Here is a 17,383-nt window from a genome sequence, read left to right on the forward strand (position 1 = left end):
TCCTCCAAAGTTTAGTTTTTTTCAATACATTACTTTTGAAGGTTTAGCCAACTTAATGTCACTATCCAAGGGGTCTTACTGCGCTACTACTTCTCTTCTATCCACCTTTCATCACATTACTAATCTATAAAGATTTAATAATCTACTAACGGTTGGTTTGTACTACACGTGCAATGTGAATAATCAAATACATCTTTTCTTCTTTTGATACAGTATAACAATAACTTTCAGTTAAAAATTCGGCGATTTTATTCACACAATTATACGCATTACGATACTTTTTTTTGATTACTTCATACAATTCTCCATCATCTTCATCATGAAATTCTTTATGGTTTAATAAACGATAAGCAAAAAATTTTAAATGAGTACTAAAACGATAAAAATAAACAGAGTCTTCATTAAAAGTAATTTTAAAATGATATTTAACGATATTCGTAATTTCTTGCATAATTTTTGTTAATTCATAAACGTTACCAACTTCTTCATCCATTTCTGCATTAACTAGATGCAAAGCAATGAACCCAGCTTCATCTTCTGGCAGTTGAACATCGAACTTATCTTTGACCATCTCAACAGCTTTACTTCCAATCAAATATTCATCTGAAAAAAAACGTTTGATATCCCATAATAGAAAGTTCTTTACTTCGATCCCTTGCCTTATTCGCTCTAAAGCTGTATGGAGATGGTCCGTTAAAGAAATAAAGATTGTATCATTTAACTTCCTACCAAGTTTTGTTTTTGCATATTTAATAATTTCGTCTGACAGCTGCATTACTTCTAACGGCAGCTCCCCCAATAGTTCTTGGAATTTTAATGAAGTATCCTGATTCGCTAAACGAAATACTTGATCAACCTGTTCTTCTGTAACAAAGTCTCCAATTTTTCTTTTAAATGCAATACCACGTCCCATCACAATTTGTTCCTGTTCATGCACATCCAACGTAATCACAACATTATTATTCAAAATTTTTTGAATAATCATTTCTTCGCTCCCTTCATCATGCTTAACTCCTTTAATTGTAAAAAAAGAAAAACCCAACCTTTCCAAAAAAGAAGACATTCTCCTTCTTTGAAAAAATTAGGTTTAGCTTGTATTTAAACAATCACTATCCAGATATTCACTTGTTGTGTACAAGCATAGAATACCCTATAACAATAACAATGTCAACGTTTTCATAGAAATATTTTAAAGAAAATAAAAAAACATTAAGCACATAGCAAAATGTTTTAAAGACATGACCCGTACGGGAATCGAACCCGTGATACCGCCGTGAAAGGGCGGTGTCTTAACCGCTTGACCAACGGGCCTTTTAAAATTAAATTATGGGCCTAAATGGACTCGAACCATCGACCTCACGCTTATCAGGCGTGCGCTCTAACCAGCTGAGCTATAGGCCCTTAAAGAAAAAAAGCGGGTGACGAGAATCGAACTCGCGACAACAGCTTGGAAGGCTGTGGTTTTACCACTAAACTACACCCGCATGTTTCTTCTTTGAAATGGCGCAAGACAGAATCGAACTGCCGACACACGGAGCTTCAATCCGTTGCTCTACCAACTGAGCTACTGCGCCAAAAAATTAATAAAACGGTCTGGACGGGACTCGAACCCGCGACCTCCTGCGTGACAGGCAGGCATTCTAACCAGCTGAACTACCAAACCAAGGTAAATGTATTGCATCACTTTATTACTACGCTTTTAATTAAATATTAAAAGCAATTGCGGGGGCAGGATTTGAACCTACGACCTTCGGGTTATGAGCCCGACGAGCTACCTGACTGCTCCACCCCGCGATAATATCTATAAGTAATCTTATAGAAAAAGTAACATTATTCCTTTATAGGAACTTTGTAAGGAGGATAAGGGATTCGAACCCTTGCACGGTTTTACCCGCCTGACGGTTTTCAAGACCGTTCCCTTCAGCCGGACTTGGGTAATCCTCCGGAATAAATATTAAAAAATGACCCGTACGGGAATCGAACCCGTGATACCGCCGTGAAAGGGCGGTGTCTTAACCGCTTGACCAACGGGCCGCTATGAAACGGAGAAGGAGGGATTTGAACCCTCGCGCCGGTTTCCCGACCTACACCCTTAGCAGGGGCGCCTCTTCAGCCACTTGAGTACTTCCCCAAGAAAATAATTTAAAAAATGGGCCTAAATGGACTCGAACCATCGACCTCACGCTTATCAGGCGTGCGCTCTAACCAGCTGAGCTATAGGCCCATAAAGCGGGTGACGAGAATCGAACTCGCGACAACAGCTTGGAAGGCTGTGGTTTTACCACTAAACTACACCCGCAATACTTTAAAACGGTCTGGACGGGACTCGAACCCGCGACCTCCTGCGTGACAGGCAGGCATTCTAACCAGCTGAACTACCAAACCAAGGTAAATGTATTACATCACTTTATTACTACGCCTTTAATTAAATATTAAAAGCAATTGCGGGGGCAGGATTTGAACCTACGACCTTCGGGTTATGAGCCCGACGAGCTACCTGACTGCTCCACCCCGCGATAATATCTATAAGTAATCTTATAGAAAAAGTAACATTATTCCTTTATAGGAACTTTGTAAGGAGGATAAGGGATTCGAACCCTTGCACGGTTTTACCCGCCTGACGGTTTTCAAGACCGTTCCCTTCAGCCGGACTTGGGTAATCCTCCGGAATAAAAAGTACTATTAATTATATCGTCACTACAATGGACCTTGTAGGACTCGAACCTACGACCGGACGGTTATGAGCCGTCTGCTCTAACCAACTGAGCTAAAGGTCCTTGGCTCTTAAAAAGAAATATCGCGGCGAAGGGGATCGAACCCCCGACCTCCCGGGTATGAACCGGACGCTCTAGCCAGCTGAGCTACACCGCGAAAATATAAAAGTACTAATGGAGCCTAGCGGGATCGAACCGCTGACCTCCTGCGTGCAAAGCAGGCGCTCTCCCATCTGAGCTAAGGCCCCACAAAATAAATCGGGAAGACAGGATTCGAACCTGCGACCCCTTGGTCCCAAACCAAGTGCTCTACCAAGCTGAGCTACTTCCCGTATTTAAAAATGCACCCAAAGGGAGTCGAACCCCTAACCTCTTGATTCGTAGTCAAGCACTCTATCCAGTTGAGCTATGGGTGCTAAAACAAGGATCAAAGTCAGATATATTCATCTGCTTTGTACCTTTCAACATCTATTCTGTCAATTTTACAATTGCCATTCATAGTGTTTCAAAGCAATGCCGAGGACCGGAATCGAACCGGTACGGTGATCACTCACCGCAGGATTTTAAGTCCTGTGCGTCTGCCAGTTCCGCCACCCCGGCGTTTTGAAAAGGCTAAGCGGAAAACGGGGTTCGAACCCGCGACCCCCACCTTGGCAAGGTGGTGCTCTACCACTGAGCTATTTCCGCAGTCTGGATGCCGGCTAAAGGATTTGAACCCTCGACCCTCTGATTACAAATCAGATGCTCTACCAACTGAGCTAAGCCGGCGTTATAATCGCCTAGTAATAAAACGAGACTAAAAATGCGGGTGAAGGGACTTGAACCCCCACGCCGTAAGGCGCTAGATCCTAAATCTAGTGCGTCTGCCAATTCCGCCACACCCGCAAAATATTCCTATGAGCCGTGCAGGGCTCGAACCTGCGACCCTCTGATTAAAAGTCAGATGCTCTACCAACTGAGCTAACGGCTCAAAAAATGGAGGTTGACGGGATCGAACCGCCGACCCCCTGCTTGTAAGGCAGGTGCTCTCCCAGCTGAGCTAAACCTCCAAGACAACACTTTAGCGTGGCGACGTCCTACTCTCACAAAGGGAAACCCTTCACTACAATCGGCGCTAAGAAGCTTAACTTCTGTGTTCGGCATGGGAACAGGTGTATCCTTCTCGCTATCGCCACCACACTGGGTGTTGTTGCTATTAAGTTGAGTGATTATTCACTCAAAACTGGATTGAAGTACGTAATCAAAACGTGGTTAAACACTTTTTTATTCGTTTCTTAGGTTAAGTCCTCGACCGATTAGTATTGGTCCGCTCCGTACATCACTGCACTTCCACTTCCAACCTATCTACCTGATCATCTCTCAGGGGTCTTACTTTCTTAAAGAAATGGGAAATCTCATCTTGAGGTGGGCTTCACACTTAGATGCTTTCAGCGTTTATCCCTTCCCTACATAGCTACCCAGCAATGCCCTTGGCAGAACAACTGGTACACCAGCGGTAAGTCCATCCCGGTCCTCTCGTACTAAGGACAGCTCCTCTCAAATTTCCAACGCCCGCGACGGATAGGGACCGAACTGTCTCACGACGTTCTGAACCCAGCTCGCGTGCCGCTTTAATGGGCGAACAGCCCAACCCTTGGGACCGACTACAGCCCCAGGATGCGACGAGCCGACATCGAGGTGCCAAACCTCCCCGTCGATGTGGACTCTTGGGGGAGATAAGCCTGTTATCCCCAGGGTAGCTTTTATCCGTTGAGCGATGGCCCTTCCATGCGGAACCACCGGATCACTAAGCCCGACTTTCGTCCCTGCTCGACTTGTAAGTCTCGCAGTCAAGCTCCCTTCTGCCTTTACACTCTGCGAATGATTTCCAACCATTCTGAGGGAACCTTTGGGCGCCTCCGTTACTCTTTAGGAGGCGACCGCCCCAGTCAAACTGCCCACCTGACACTGTCTCCCACCACGATAAGTGGTGCGGGTTAGAGGGTTCATAACACAAGGGTAGTATCCCACCAGCGCCTCCACCGAAACTAGCGTTCCGGGTTCATCGGCTCCTACCTATCCTGTACATGTGGTACAAACACTCAATATCAAGCTACAGTAAAGCTCCATGGGGTCTTTCCGTCCTGTCGCGGGTAACCTGCATCTTCACAGGTACTAAAATTTCACCGAGTCTCTCGTTGAGACAGTGCCCAAATCGTTACGCCTTTCGTGCGGGTCGGAACTTACCCGACAAGGAATTTCGCTACCTTAGGACCGTTATAGTTACGGCCGCCGTTTACTGGGGCTTCAATTCTGAGCTTCGCCGAAGCTAACCCATCCTCTTAACCTTCCAGCACCGGGCAGGCGTCAGCCCCTATACTTCATCTTTCGATTTTGCAGAGACCTGTGTTTTTGATAAACAGTCGCTTGGGCCTATTCACTGCGGCTGACCGAAGTCAGCACCCCTTCTCCCGAAGTTACGGGGTCATTTTGCCGAGTTCCTTAACGAGAGTTCACTCGCACACCTTAGGATACTCTCCTCGACTACCTGTGTCGGTTTACGGTACGGGCAGTTGTTTTCTCACTAGAAGCTTTTCTTGACAGTGTGACATCAGAAACTTCGGTACTATTATTTCCCTCCCCATCACAGCTTGTCCGTATAGAGTAAAGCATTTGACTCTACTCAAGACTTACTGCTTGGACATGCACTTCCAGTCGCATGCATTTCTTAGCCTCCTGCGTCCCTCCATTGCTCAAACAAAAACAACTGGTACAGGAATATCAACCTGTTGTCCATCGCCTACGCCTTTCGGCCTCGGCTTAGGTCCCGACTAACCCTGGGCGGACGAGCCTTCCCCAGGAAACCTTAGTCATACGGTGGACGGGATTCTCACCCGTCTTTCGCTACTCATACCGGCATTCTCACTTCTAAGCGCTCCAGCCGTCCTCACGATCGACCTTCAACGCCCTTAGAACGCTCTCCTACCATTACACCAGAGGTGTAATCCACAGCTTCGGTAATATGTTTAGCCCCGGTACATTTTCGGCGCAGGGTCACTCGACTAGTGAGCTATTACGCACTCTTTAAATGGTGGCTGCTTCTGAGCCAACATCCTAGTTGTCTGTGCAACCCCACATCCTTTTCCACTTAACATATATTTTGGGACCTTAGCTGGTGGTCTGGGCTGTTTCCCTTTCGACTACGGATCTTATCACTCGCAGTCTGACTCCCGGATATAAATGAATGGCATTCGGAGTTTATCTGAATTCGGTAACCCGAGATGGGCCCCTAGTCCAAACAGTGCTCTACCTCCATCATTCTTAATTCCGAGGCTAGCCCTAAAGCTATTTCGGAGAGAACCAGCTATCTCCAAGTTCGTTTGGAATTTCTCCGCTACCCACAGCTCATCCCCGCACTTTTCAACGTACGTGGGTTCGGTCCTCCAGTGCGTTTTACCACACCTTCAACCTGGCCATGGGTAGATCACATGGTTTCGGGTCTACGACTACATACTCATTCGCCCTATTCAGACTCGCTTTCGCTGCGGCTCCGGCTCTTCACCTTAACCTCGCATGCAATCGTAACTCGCCGGTTCATTCTACAAAAGGCACGCCATCACCCATTAACGGGCTTTGACTTGTTGTAGGCACACGGTTTCAGGATCTATTTCACTCCCCTTCCGGGGTGCTTTTCACCTTTCCCTCACGGTACTGGTTCACTATCGGTCATTAGGGAGTATTTAGCCTTGCGGGATGGTCCCCGCGGATTCCGACGGAATTTCTCGTGTTCCGCCGTACTCAGGATACTCCTAGGTGTTGCCAACATTTCGTCTACGGGGCTATTACCCACTTTGGCGAACCTTTCCAGGTTCTTCGACTATCTTGACAGACTACCACATCGGAGTCCTACAACCCCAACAAGCAAGCTTGTTGGTTTGGGCTCTTCCCGTTTCGCTCGCCGCTACTCAGGGAATCGAATTTTCTTTCTCTTCCTGCAGGTACTTAGATGTTTCAGTTCTCTGCGTCTACCTCTAACCAGCTATGTATTCACTGGAAAGTAACATCCTATAAAAGATGTTGGGTTTCCCCATTCGGAAATCTCTGGATCATAGCTCACTTACAGCTCCCCAAAGCATATCGGTGTTAGTCCCGTCCTTCATCGGCTCCTAATGCCAAGGCATCCACCGTGCGCCCTTATTCACTTAACCTTATGACCTTACGGTCAATTGTTTGGTTCGTTTCTCTAGCGATAGAGACGTTACCAATAAAATAAGCTTCGAACAATAAATAAATTTACTATCCAACGCGGTGTTCTCGGTTTGTTTTGATTACTTTTTTACTTCAATATCCAGTTTTCAATGAACAATTCGTTTGAGAGTATCATATAAGAAGAAAGATAATCCGATGATTAACTTCTATTTATAAGAGTAAACCTCTCAAAACTGAACAAAGTATCGACGAATGTGTAAGTTTCCGTAATATTCCTTAGAAAGGAGGTGATCCAGCCGCACCTTCCGATACGGCTACCTTGTTACGACTTCACCCCAATCATCTATCCCACCTTAGGCGGCTGGCTCCACAAGGGTTACCTCACCGACTTCGGGTGTTACAAACTTTCGTGGTGTGACGGGCGGTGTGTACAAGGCCCGGGAACGTATTCACCGCGGCGTGCTGATCCGCGATTACTAGCGATTCCGGCTTCATGTAGGCGAGTTGCAGCCTACAATCCGAACTGAGAGAAGCTTTAAGAGATTTGCATGACCTCGCGGCCTAGCGACTCGTTGTACTTCCCATTGTAGCACGTGTGTAGCCCAGGTCATAAGGGGCATGATGATTTGACGTCATCCCCACCTTCCTCCGGTTTGTCACCGGCAGTCTCGCTAGAGTGCCCAACTAAATGATGGCAACTAACAATAGGGGTTGCGCTCGTTGCGGGACTTAACCCAACATCTCACGACACGAGCTGACGACAACCATGCACCACCTGTCACTTTGTCCCCGAAGGGAAAGCTCGATCTCTCGAGTGGTCAAAGGATGTCAAGACCTGGTAAGGTTCTTCGCGTTGCTTCGAATTAAACCACATGCTCCACCGCTTGTGCGGGCCCCCGTCAATTCCTTTGAGTTTCAACCTTGCGGTCGTACTCCCCAGGCGGAGTGCTTAATGCGTTAGCTGCAGCACTGAAGGGCGGAAACCCTCCAACACTTAGCACTCATCGTTTACGGCGTGGACTACCAGGGTATCTAATCCTGTTTGCTCCCCACGCTTTCGAGCCTCAGCGTCAGTTACAGACCAGAGAGTCGCCTTCGCCACTGGTGTTCCTCCATATATCTACGCATTTCACCGCTACACATGGAATTCCACTCTCCTCTTCTGCACTCAAGTCTCCCAGTTTCCAATGACCCTCCCCGGTTGAGCCGGGGGCTTTCACATCAGACTTAAGAAACCGCCTGCGCTCGCTTTACGCCCAATAAATCCGGACAACGCTTGCCACCTACGTATTACCGCGGCTGCTGGCACGTAGTTAGCCGTGGCTTTCTGGTTAGATACCGTCAAGGTAAGAGCAGTTACTCTCCTACTTGTTCTTCTCTAACAACAGAGTTTTACGATCCGAAAACCTTCTTCACTCACGCGGCGTTGCTCGGTCAGACTTTCGTCCATTGCCGAAGATTCCCTACTGCTGCCTCCCGTAGGAGTCTGGGCCGTGTCTCAGTCCCAGTGTGGCCGATCACCCTCTCAGGTCGGCTATGCATCATGGCCTTGGTGAGCCGTTACCTCACCAACTAGCTAATGCACCGCGGGTCCATCCATCAGTGACACCCGAAAGCGTCTTTCAAATCAACACCATGCGGTGTCGACTATTATGCGGTATTAGCACCTGTTTCCAAGTGTTATCCCCCTCTGATGGGTAGGTTACCCACGTGTTACTCACCCGTCCGCCACTCCTCTTTTCAATTGAGTGCAAGCACTCGGTAGAAAAGAAGCGTTCGACTTGCATGTATTAGGCACGCCGCCAGCGTTCGTCCTGAGCCAGGATCAAACTCTCATAATAAAAGTTGAACACAATCCGAAGATTGTTAAGCTCATTTGGTTGCTAGCATATTGCTTCGCTTTTGTTAAAAATTGTTGTTTGTTTTTACCGTTGTAAAAACAACCTACACATTTGGTTCGTCTTACTTTGTTCAGTTTTCAAAGGTCTACTGTGTTACCTCGCAGCAACTTTTATATCATATCAAATCTTCGATTTGATGTCAACACTTTTTTTAAAAAGTTTCAAAGTTTTTTTCTGCTTGATGTTATCGAATATTTCGCGACAACTTCATTAGTTTATCAGGTTACTCGCTGTTTGTCAACAACTTTCTTACTGATTTTTCAAGTTTTTTCAAACCTGAATTGTTATTCTATTTTAGTTAATCGTCATTGTTTTCGATGACAACTTCACTAGTTTATCAGGACTGTTGTTATTTGTCAACAACTATTTCGCTGATTGTCAAAGTTTTTTTCAAACTTAGACTGTTATATTATTCTTATCGTTCGGCGTGTTACATCAGTGCCTTGCGACAAGATATAATATACCAAGATTATGGGCTTAGGTCAACTAAAATTTGTACTTTTTTTAAAGTTTTTTTCGTTACCGATTGTTTTATTACTTTTGTTCTTTATTGTTCGTTTTTTTCTATTTAAATAGCAGAATCCGCTGGTTTTCCATGATGCTTTTCCGGAAAATAAAAAGAGGGATTATCAAATAATAATCTCCTCTTTCACTTTTTATCTCATGGTTGGGAATAATAGGACATCGCGAATTGATTGAGCGTCCGTTAAGAGCATAACCAAACGGTCGATACCAATTCCTAATCCGCCGGTTGGTGGCAAACCATACTCTAATGCTTCAATAAAGTCTTCATCTACACCGTGAGCTTCATCATTTCCTTGTTCACGTTCTTTTTCTTGATCTTCAAAACGTTCACGTTGGTCAATCGGGTCATTTAACTCAGTAAATGCGTTAGCAAATTCTTTTCCTACTATAAATAGTTCAAAACGATCGGTAAAACGACCATCTTCTGGATTTTTCTTCGCTAAAGGAGATACTTCTACTGGGTGTCCATAGACAAATGTTGGTTGTTGAAGCGTCTCTTCGACAAAGGTTTCAAAGAATTCATTTAAAATATGACCCACTGCCATATTATTATTGATTTCTACATTATGTTCTTTCGCCAAAGCACGAGCTTCTTCAACAGTCATTTCCTGCCAGAAATCCACACCTGTTTGTTCTTTGATTGCATCTACCATGTGCACGCGTTTAAATTCAGAACCTAGGTCAACTTCTTTTTCATCATAAGTGATAGTCGTTGTTCCTAAGACTTTTTCTGCAGCATTGCGGATGATTCCTTCAGTTAGATCCATCACATCTTTATAATCTGTATATGCAGTATACGCTTCTAGCATAGTAAATTCAGGGTTATGTGTTGTATCGATCCCTTCATTACGGAATACTCGTCCGATCTCATAGACTTTCTCCATACCACCGACAATCAAACGTTTCAAATGCAGCTCTAAAGCAATTCGTAAATATAAGTCCATATCTAATGCATTATGATGCGTGATAAACGGACGTGCAGCTGCACCACCAGCATCATTGTGCAAAACGGGTGTTTCTACTTCTACATAGCCATTACCATCAAGGTAACGACGAATTTCACTAATGATTTGGCTGCGTTTCATGAAACGATCAAAACTGTCTTTATTGCTGATCAAATCTAAATAGCGTTGACGGTAACGTTGTTCGATATTCGTTAAACCGTGGTATTTATCTGGTAATGGGCGTAATGCTTTCGTTAATAACACGATTGTTTTCGCTTTAACAGTTACTTCACCTGTATCAGTTTTCATGATTTGTCCAGTCACACCAAAGAAATCACCTAAATCTGCGTGTTTAAAAATTTCGTATGCTTCATCGCCTACTTGGTCTTTACGTACATAAAGTTGAATTTGGCCATCACGATCTTGCAAATGAGCAAATCCAGCTTTTCCTTTGCCGCGCTTTGTCATCATTCGACCAGCGACGCTTGCTGATAAATCCATTTCATTCAATTCTTCTTTTGAGTATTGATCAAATTGGTCATGTAATTCTTTTGAATTATGTGTTCGGTCAAAACGCTTTCCGAAAGGATCGATCCCTTCTTTACGTAAATTTTCCATTTTTTCACGACGCACAAGCATTTGATCATTTAGATCTTCTAAGTGCGCTTGTTGTTCATCTGCCACTGTATTTCCTCCATTCTGAAATCACATACCCCTATAATGCCACATTGAAACAAAAAAAAGCAAGCCGAATTTTTGTTTCAGCCTGCTTTTTTTATTAGATTGTTTCAATTGTTTCTTTTTCTGCATGTTTTTCTGCTTTTTCTTCGAATGCATCCAGCAAATCAACCATCACTTGCTGGGTCTCCGCTTGATTGATAGCTACTTTTACTTTAGCAGCACGTGGAATTCCTTTTAAATAGTATGAAGCATGTTGGCGAAATTCTCTCGTCGCGATTTTTTCACCTTTTAAATCGACTAAACGTTGCAAATGAACTTTAGCTGTTTCGATTTTTTCATGAGGGGTTGGTTCAGGTATCAGTTCTCCTGTTTCTAGATACTGTTTGGTTCGTTGGATCATCCACGGATTTCCCAATGCAGCTCTGCCGATCATCACACCATCGGCCCCTACATAATCCAGCATACGTTTTGCATCTTCTGGTGTACGAACATCTCCATTTCCCATGAAAGGGATGGTCAGATGCTGTTTCACTTCTTTTAAAACATCCCAATTTGCTTGACCTTCATACATTTGAACTCTTGTGCGACCATGCATAGCGATGGCGGATGCTCCTGCTTTTTCAGCTGCCAATGCATTTTCAACTGCGAACAGGTGGTCTTCGTCCCAACCAGTTCGCATTTTAACCGTGACTGGCAAATCTATAGCAGAGGAAACAGCATTTACCATCTCATATACTTTATTCGGATCTAAAAGCCATTTTGCACCTGCTTCTGCTTTGATGACTTTATTTACCGGACAGCCCATATTGATATCGATGATTGCAGCTTGGGTATTTTCTTCTACAAATTTCGCAGCTTCAACTAGATTTTCTTTATCACCACCAAAAATTTGCACACTTAGCGGATATTCTCGCTCATCTATATGAAGCATATCTAAGGTTTTTTTATTTCTTTGCTGGATTCCTTTATCACTGATCATTTCACAGACAACAAGTCCTGCACCAAACTCTTTAACAGTCACACGAAAAGCAGCGTTACTAATACCAGCCATTGGTGCTACTACAACGCGATTCGGAATTTCAACATTCCCTATTTTCCACATAGCGCTTCTCTCCTACTTTTCACGGGTATTTTTGATTGCTTCATCGCGTAGTTCAATTAAATCCTCTTCACTATAATGATATTTGTTACCACAGAATTGGCAAACTGCTTCTGCACCATGATCTTCTTCAATCATTGCGTTGATTTCATCTAAGCCAACTGCAATGATTGCTGTACCAAATTTTTCTTTTGAGCAGTTACATTTAAATTGAACAGGCATTTTTTCCAGGATTTCAATTTCGTCTTTACCAAGCAGACGTTCTAAAATCCCTTCAGGTGATTCGCCTTCATCAATCAAACGAGAAATCATCGGTACTTCTTGCAAGCGTTGTTCAATGAAATCAATTGTTTTTTCATCTGCTCCTGGCATCACTTGGATCATAAATCCGCCAGCCGCTTTGACACTTTCATCTGTATCAACTAAAACACTCAAGCCGATTGCTGACGGGATTTGCTCTGAGACCGCCATGAAGTAAGTAAAATCTTCACCAATTTCACCAGAAACAATCGGAGTTTGTCCTGAAAAAGTTTCTTTCAAACCTAAATCTTTGATTACAGTAAAAATTCCTTCTGCTCCAACTGCACCGCGAACATCGATTTTACCACTTTCATTCAGAGTTAAGCTAACGTGCGGATTCTTTATGTAACCTTTTGTATTACCACTTCCGTCACTATCAACAACAATGCTTCCTGCTGGTCCATTTCCTTGAACTTTCACAGTTAATTTATCTTCACCTTTTAATGTTGCGCCCAGTAGTAAAGCGCCCACCATCGTTCTGCCTAACGCAGCCGTCGATGAACTCCATGTATCATGGCGTTTTTGTGCTTCTGAAATTGTATTTGTTGCGCAAACCGCATATGCGCGAATCGATCCTTCATAACATAATGCTTTTACTAAGTAATCTTCCATTTTTATTTCCCTCTTCTCGATTGGTACATTTTCTGACTCATTACCAGATAATACTAGGAATTAGCCATTTTTTCAACTAAATAATTTTAACTTATAGAAAAGAGCACCCCATAAAAGGGATGCTCTACGTGTTTTATTTGTAACGATCATCAAAATTATTACGGTCATATTCAGAATCTTTTTTAGTTTCATCATCAGATTTAACTTCTGATTGGACTTTTTCTTCTGTTTTTTCGCTGTCCGCTTTTACTTCTTCCGCTTCGTCATGTAATTCTTGTTTTGCTTCTTCAAAATCTTGTTTTTCTTCGGCTTGTCTTTGTGCATCTTTTTCTTCTAATGCACGTTTTGCTTCTTCAAACGTCTGTGCTTTTTCACTAGGGAATTGGCTATCGATAACGTCTTGAGGCATAACACCTTCTTCAAACAATGATTTGATACTACGAGCATCTAATGTTTCATACTCTAATAGTTTTTCAGCAATTAGTTTGTGCTGCGCACGATGTGCTTCGATAATTTCACGCGCTTTATCGTGAGCTTCCATCAAGATACGACGTACTTCTTGATCGATTTCATATGCAACTTGCTCAGAATATGCTTTTGTTTGACCATAGTCACGGCCAACGAAGACTTGGTGGTTTCCTTCATATTGAACTGGACCTAATTTGTCGCTCATCCCATATTCAGTTACCATACTACGGGCAATGCCTGTTGCTTGCTCAAAGTCATTAGATGCACCTGTTGATTGAACACCGAAAATAATTTCTTCCGCTGTACGTCCACCAAGTAAACCAACGATTTGTTCAAACATGTCTTCTTTAGTCATTAAGAATTGATCTTCTTTTGGTAAAGCAATCATGTAACCGCCAGCGCGTCCACGAGGAATAATCGTTACTTTGTGAACGATACGGGCACGACTTAATACTAAACCAACGATTGTATGCCCAGCTTCATGGTACGCAACCATTTCGCGTTCTTTTTTATTAATTACGCGATCTTTCTTCGCTGGTCCTGCAATTACGCGATCTTCTGCTTCATCCACGTCAGATGCGTCAATTTTCTTCTTATTACGACGAGCTGCTACTAAAGCCGCTTCGTTTAAGACGTTTTCTAAATCTGCACCAGCAAAACCTGGTGTTTGTTGTGCCACGACTTTCAAATCAACGTCATCAGCCAATGGTTTGTTACGAGCATGAACTTTAAGAATGGCTTCACGGCCTTTCACATCCGGACGGCCAACTAAAATTTGACGGTCAAAACGACCTGGACGTAATAACGCTGGGTCTAACACGTCTGAACGGTTTGTTGCAGCTACGACGATAACACCTTCGTTGCCATCAAATCCATCCATTTCAACAAGTAATTGGTTTAGGGTTTGTTCACGTTCATCGTGTCCGCCACCCATACCAGCACCACGTTGACGACCAACTGCATCGATTTCATCGATGAAGATGATTGCTGGTGCGTTTTTCTTCGCTGTTTCAAATAGATCACGGACACGGCTTGCACCGACACCGACAAACATTTCAACGAAGTCTGAACCTGAGATAGAGTAGAAAGGTACGCCTGCTTCACCGGCAACGGCTTTAGCAAGTAAGGTTTTACCAGTTCCTGGAGGTCCTTCTAAAAGAACACCTGCGGGAATACGAGCACCTAATTCAACGAAACGTCGAGGATCTTTTAAGAATTCGACTACTTCGACTAATTCTTGTTTTTCTTCTTCTGCTCCGGCTACATCAGAGAAGCGTACGCGGTTCGCTTTTTTGTCTGCTTCTTTAGCTTTTGATTTACCAAAGTTCATGACACGGCCGCCGCCACCTCCACCGCCGCCTTGTTGCCCCATCATCATATAGAATAAGAAGATGAACAATACGATCGGTAAGAAACTAAATAAGATAGAAAGCCAGGCACCACTTGATGATTGTTCTTTCACAGAAAGTTTTACATTATTTTCTCGGGCCATATCTTGAATACCAGATAATGTGATATCACTTGGCAAGACAATCGTAGTGAATGATTTTGTAGAAACTTCTGTTGATCCCCACAATGAAAGACCGCCAGTGTTTTTGATTTCTTGTTTTTCTTTGTACTGACCTGTGATCTTGTACACACCATTTGTTGGTTGGATCGTCAGTTCTTTCACTTTACCTTCTTCTAACTGGGTACTGAAGGTTGAGTATTCGATATCTGGTGACTGGGGATTGTTATTTCCAAAAATGAAATAAACAACCATGACCATCGCCAAAATCAGCAATACATAATATAGGCCATTTTTCATGCCGCTATTCTTTTTATTCATGCCTGTCCTCCTTTGACTAGTGCGCGTAATTTAATTTTACGGTTTATTTTTTATCAATTCTGACCATTACATTGTAACATAACTAAATCTAAGAGAGATATTAATTTGATTCGTAGATTTCAGGTTTCAACACGCCTACGTAAGGTAGATTTCGGTATGCTTCTGCATAATCCAAACCATAACCTACAACAAATTCATTAGGTACATCAAAGCCGACATAGTCTGCGACAATATCAACCACACGACCTTCAGGTTTATCCAACAACGTGACGATTTTCACAGATGCTGCTTTTCTGTATTTAAAAAGATCAACTAGATAGGCTAATGTGCGTCCGCTGTCGATAATATCTTCTACGATCAGGATATCACGTCCCTCAACATTTGTATCAAGATCCTTGATGATTTTCACTTCACCAGAAGATACGGTTGCATTTCCATAGCTAGATACAGCCATAAAATCCATTTCTAAATGAGTATCGATACAGCGTGTGATATCAGCCATGAAAGGTATTGCACCTTTTAAAATACCGATTACTAAAGGATTTTTATCCTTGTAATCTTCTGTTAGTTGTTTACCAAGTTCAGTTGATTTTTCAAGAATTTGCTCTTTCGTGATCAAAACTTGTTTAATATCATTCTCTAACATATTGCTTCCTTCTCCTTTGAGGTCTTTAGTTATTATTTTATGTTATTTTGCTTCTTTGAATAAAAATAATTTTTAGGTGTTACTCTTTTATTTTATAAAGGAGCCTGTAGAGTATTTTATCAGTTTCTTTAGGAATACTCAAATATGAATTTACAAATTTTGGAACCCAAATAATCTTATCGTCAGCTGAAAGAATGACCCAGGCTCGTTCTCTGATTAAATTGGGGATTTTTTGGTCAATAAAAAGTCGATTTAATCTTTTGGTTAGGTTTGGTGTTAACGAAATTCTATCTCCATCTTTTCGATGACGGATCGTTAACGGTAATAACGTTTGTTCGCTTATAAGCAAAGAAAATTCTGACCAATCTTTTATTTTTTCAGGAGGGACGATTTTTTTTTCTGATGTTTCTATCCCTAACCATTCATTTTCCGAAAGAAAGATATGGTCATTACTATTTAAATGAAACAATTGTTTTTCATGAGCTAATTCGTTTTTTTTAAGGCGAAACGTGTTATATTCTTTCACGGCTTGCCAACCTTGTTCAAAATCCATAGACAATTGAGGCTCCGGTTGATCCAATAACAACAAAAGTTGCTCGATCTGCATTCGACTGATTGCCACACCAATAGGTACAATCGTACGTTGAAATAGGGTCATTAAGAAAAAGGTCTGTACACTTCTTTTTTCTTGCTTCAACTCAGTTAGCTGGACAAGCCAGCCATCTGTTGTTTCGGTCACCCACTTGTTATACTTCGGTTCTATAACGAACTGAATAATTTCGTCAGCTAACGTGATTTGCTCGCTAAAATCTGCTATATGCTGTAAAAATTTTGGATTCTCTTTTTTTAAGAGTGGAACAACTTGATGCCTGAAACGATTGCGCATATATGTATTACTCTGATTTGAGCTATCTTCAAAATACACAATTGCTGACTCTTTAGCGAACTGTTCTAATCGTTCTTTGGAAAAAATTAAGAAAGGACGAATCAGCTCACCGTTCCCAAATGACTGTTTTGCTCTAATTCCTACTAAATTTAGTAGAGCACTTCCTCTTGTCAGCTTCATTAAAATCGTCTCAGCTTGGTCATCGCTGTGGTGTGCCGTCAAAAGTAAAGAGATTTCTTCTTGTTCCATAATTTCAGCAAAAAAATCATAGCGGAACTTACGAGCACGAGCTTCTGTATCTTTTGTTTTGTCTAATTCTTCCCAGACTTTACTATAGTATGGAATTTCTTTTTTTAGACAATAGCTTTTTAGATAGTCTGCTTCCGCCTTTGATTCTATACGTAACTGGTGATCGATATGGGCTACTACCAACTCCAAGTGGTCTTTTTGGGCAGCAATTTGCATCAATTCTAACAAAATCATTGAATCGACTCCACCTGAAACTGCCAATAGAATTTTTTGGTTTGACTGCCAATATTCATTTCTTTTACAATGATCATAAAATTCTTGAAACATCTACTCACCTCTTTG

7 protein-coding genes, 25 tRNA genes and 3 rRNA genes are annotated in these 17,383 nt (G+C 42.6%); all 35 read right to left on the reverse strand.

From position 1 onward, the window contains the following. Window positions 1–145 precede the first annotated feature (145 nt). Complete coding sequence (gene licT, locus IGL98_RS14835; RefSeq protein ID WP_206846908.1) at window positions 146–985, reverse strand: BglG family transcription antiterminator LicT; 840 nt, start codon at window positions 983–985, stop codon at window positions 146–148. Window positions 986–1,239: 254 nt separating this feature from the next. Further along, a tRNA-Glu gene (locus IGL98_RS14840) sits at window positions 1,240–1,311 on the reverse strand. A gap of 16 nt (window positions 1,312–1,327) precedes the next feature. After that, window positions 1,328–1,401 (reverse strand) — tRNA-Ile (locus IGL98_RS14845). Between the two features lie 12 nt (window positions 1,402–1,413). Further along, window positions 1,414–1,484: transfer RNA gene (locus tag IGL98_RS14850), tRNA-Gly, on the reverse strand. Between the two features lie 17 nt (window positions 1,485–1,501). Beyond that, window positions 1,502–1,574 (reverse strand) — tRNA-Phe (locus tag IGL98_RS14855). Window positions 1,575–1,589: 15 nt separating this feature from the next. Next, window positions 1,590–1,663 (reverse strand) — tRNA-Asp (locus IGL98_RS14860). Between the two features lie 57 nt (window positions 1,664–1,720). Next, window positions 1,721–1,794 (reverse strand) — tRNA-Met (locus IGL98_RS14865). 60 nt (window positions 1,795–1,854) lie between these two features. Next, window positions 1,855–1,944: transfer RNA gene (locus IGL98_RS14870), tRNA-Ser, on the reverse strand. An 18-nt stretch (window positions 1,945–1,962) separates the two neighbouring features. Then, window positions 1,963–2,034 (reverse strand) — tRNA-Glu (locus tag IGL98_RS14875). Between the two features lie 9 nt (window positions 2,035–2,043). Continuing rightward, window positions 2,044–2,131 (reverse strand) — tRNA-Ser (locus tag IGL98_RS14880). A gap of 19 nt (window positions 2,132–2,150) precedes the next feature. Beyond that, window positions 2,151–2,224, reverse strand: a tRNA-Ile gene (locus IGL98_RS14885). A 4-nt stretch (window positions 2,225–2,228) separates the two neighbouring features. Continuing rightward, window positions 2,229–2,299: transfer RNA gene (locus tag IGL98_RS14890), tRNA-Gly, on the reverse strand. A gap of 12 nt (window positions 2,300–2,311) precedes the next feature. Next, window positions 2,312–2,385, reverse strand: a tRNA-Asp gene (locus IGL98_RS14895). Between the two features lie 57 nt (window positions 2,386–2,442). Then, window positions 2,443–2,516, reverse strand: a tRNA-Met gene (locus IGL98_RS14900). A 60-nt stretch (window positions 2,517–2,576) separates the two neighbouring features. Then, window positions 2,577–2,666: transfer RNA gene (locus IGL98_RS14905), tRNA-Ser, on the reverse strand. 37 nt (window positions 2,667–2,703) lie between these two features. Further along, window positions 2,704–2,777 (reverse strand) — tRNA-Ile (locus tag IGL98_RS14910). 20 nt (window positions 2,778–2,797) lie between these two features. Further along, window positions 2,798–2,871, reverse strand: a tRNA-Met gene (locus IGL98_RS14915). Between the two features lie 18 nt (window positions 2,872–2,889). Then, window positions 2,890–2,962 (reverse strand) — tRNA-Ala (locus tag IGL98_RS14920). A 10-nt stretch (window positions 2,963–2,972) separates the two neighbouring features. Further along, window positions 2,973–3,046, reverse strand: a tRNA-Pro gene (locus tag IGL98_RS14925). 10 nt (window positions 3,047–3,056) lie between these two features. After that, a tRNA-Arg gene (locus IGL98_RS14930) sits at window positions 3,057–3,130 on the reverse strand. 98 nt (window positions 3,131–3,228) lie between these two features. Further along, window positions 3,229–3,314 (reverse strand) — tRNA-Leu (locus IGL98_RS14935). A gap of 15 nt (window positions 3,315–3,329) precedes the next feature. Continuing rightward, a tRNA-Gly gene (locus tag IGL98_RS14940) sits at window positions 3,330–3,401 on the reverse strand. Between the two features lie 8 nt (window positions 3,402–3,409). Then, a tRNA-Thr gene (locus tag IGL98_RS14945) sits at window positions 3,410–3,482 on the reverse strand. A 35-nt stretch (window positions 3,483–3,517) separates the two neighbouring features. Continuing rightward, window positions 3,518–3,599 (reverse strand) — tRNA-Leu (locus IGL98_RS14950). A gap of 12 nt (window positions 3,600–3,611) precedes the next feature. Further along, window positions 3,612–3,684: transfer RNA gene (locus IGL98_RS14955), tRNA-Lys, on the reverse strand. Between the two features lie 6 nt (window positions 3,685–3,690). Continuing rightward, window positions 3,691–3,763: transfer RNA gene (locus IGL98_RS14960), tRNA-Val, on the reverse strand. Window positions 3,764–3,777: 14 nt separating this feature from the next. Further along, window positions 3,778–3,893: ribosomal RNA gene (rrf, locus tag IGL98_RS14965) — 5S ribosomal RNA — on the reverse strand. Window positions 3,894–3,989: 96 nt separating this feature from the next. Then, a 23S ribosomal RNA gene (locus IGL98_RS14970) occupies window positions 3,990–6,901 on the reverse strand. 281 nt (window positions 6,902–7,182) lie between these two features. Next, window positions 7,183–8,743: ribosomal RNA gene (locus tag IGL98_RS14975) — 16S ribosomal RNA — on the reverse strand. The 16S, 23S and 5S rRNA genes sit together here with 25 tRNA genes alongside, the layout of an rRNA operon. Window positions 8,744–9,459: 716 nt before the next feature. Further along, window positions 9,460–10,956: a lysine--tRNA ligase gene (lysS, locus tag IGL98_RS14980; RefSeq protein ID WP_206911380.1), complete on the reverse strand. Its 1,497-nt coding sequence runs from the start codon at window positions 10,954–10,956 to the stop codon at window positions 9,460–9,462. A gap of 94 nt (window positions 10,957–11,050) precedes the next feature. Next, the gene (gene dusB / locus IGL98_RS14985; RefSeq protein WP_206846726.1) at window positions 11,051–12,055 is read right to left on the reverse strand and encodes a tRNA dihydrouridine synthase DusB; all 1,005 of its coding nucleotides are present in this window, start codon (window positions 12,053–12,055) and stop codon (window positions 11,051–11,053) included. Between the two features lie 12 nt (window positions 12,056–12,067). Then, a complete protein-coding gene (gene hslO / locus IGL98_RS14990) occupies window positions 12,068–12,964 on the reverse strand; it encodes an Hsp33 family molecular chaperone HslO (RefSeq protein ID WP_206846725.1) in 897 nt (298 codons plus the stop codon). Between the two features lie 133 nt (window positions 12,965–13,097). Beyond that, on the reverse strand, window positions 13,098–15,260 hold the full coding sequence (ftsH, locus tag IGL98_RS14995) for an ATP-dependent zinc metalloprotease FtsH (protein WP_206846724.1): 2,163 nt from the start codon (window positions 15,258–15,260) through the stop codon (window positions 13,098–13,100). A gap of 100 nt (window positions 15,261–15,360) precedes the next feature. Continuing rightward, window positions 15,361–15,906 (reverse strand): hypoxanthine phosphoribosyltransferase, encoded by a 546-nt coding sequence (gene hpt, locus IGL98_RS15000; protein WP_069647551.1) that lies wholly within the window; start codon window positions 15,904–15,906, stop codon window positions 15,361–15,363. Window positions 15,907–15,985: 79 nt separating this feature from the next. Further along, a complete protein-coding gene (tilS, locus tag IGL98_RS15005; protein ID WP_206846723.1) occupies window positions 15,986–17,368 on the reverse strand; it encodes a tRNA lysidine(34) synthetase TilS in 1,383 nt (460 codons plus the stop codon). Window positions 17,369–17,383 lie beyond the last annotated feature (15 nt).

Source organism: Enterococcus sp. DIV0840, assembly GCF_050527835.1.
Lineage (GTDB): Bacteria > Bacillota > Bacilli > Lactobacillales > Enterococcaceae > Enterococcus_L > Enterococcus_L ureasiticus.

What these genes read in the sequence shown, in the direction of transcription:
- licT (WP_206846908.1), bottom strand. Translation starts at nt 985, where the DNA reads ATGATTATTCAAAAAATTTTGAATAATAATGTTGTGATTACGTTGGAT.
- dusB (WP_206846726.1), bottom strand. Translation starts at nt 12,055, where the DNA reads ATGTGGAAAATAGGGAATGTTGAAATTCCGAATCGCGTTGTAGTAGCA.
- hslO (WP_206846725.1), bottom strand. Translation starts at nt 12,964, where the DNA reads ATGGAAGATTACTTAGTAAAAGCATTATGTTATGAAGGATCGATTCGC.
- ftsH (WP_206846724.1), bottom strand. Translation starts at nt 15,260, where the DNA reads ATGAATAAAAAGAATAGCGGCATGAAAAATGGCCTATATTATGTATTG.
- hpt (WP_069647551.1), bottom strand. Translation starts at nt 15,906, where the DNA reads ATGTTAGAGAATGATATTAAACAAGTTTTGATCACGAAAGAGCAAATT.
- tilS (WP_206846723.1), bottom strand. Translation starts at nt 17,368, where the DNA reads ATGTTTCAAGAATTTTATGATCATTGTAAAAGAAATGAATATTGGCAG.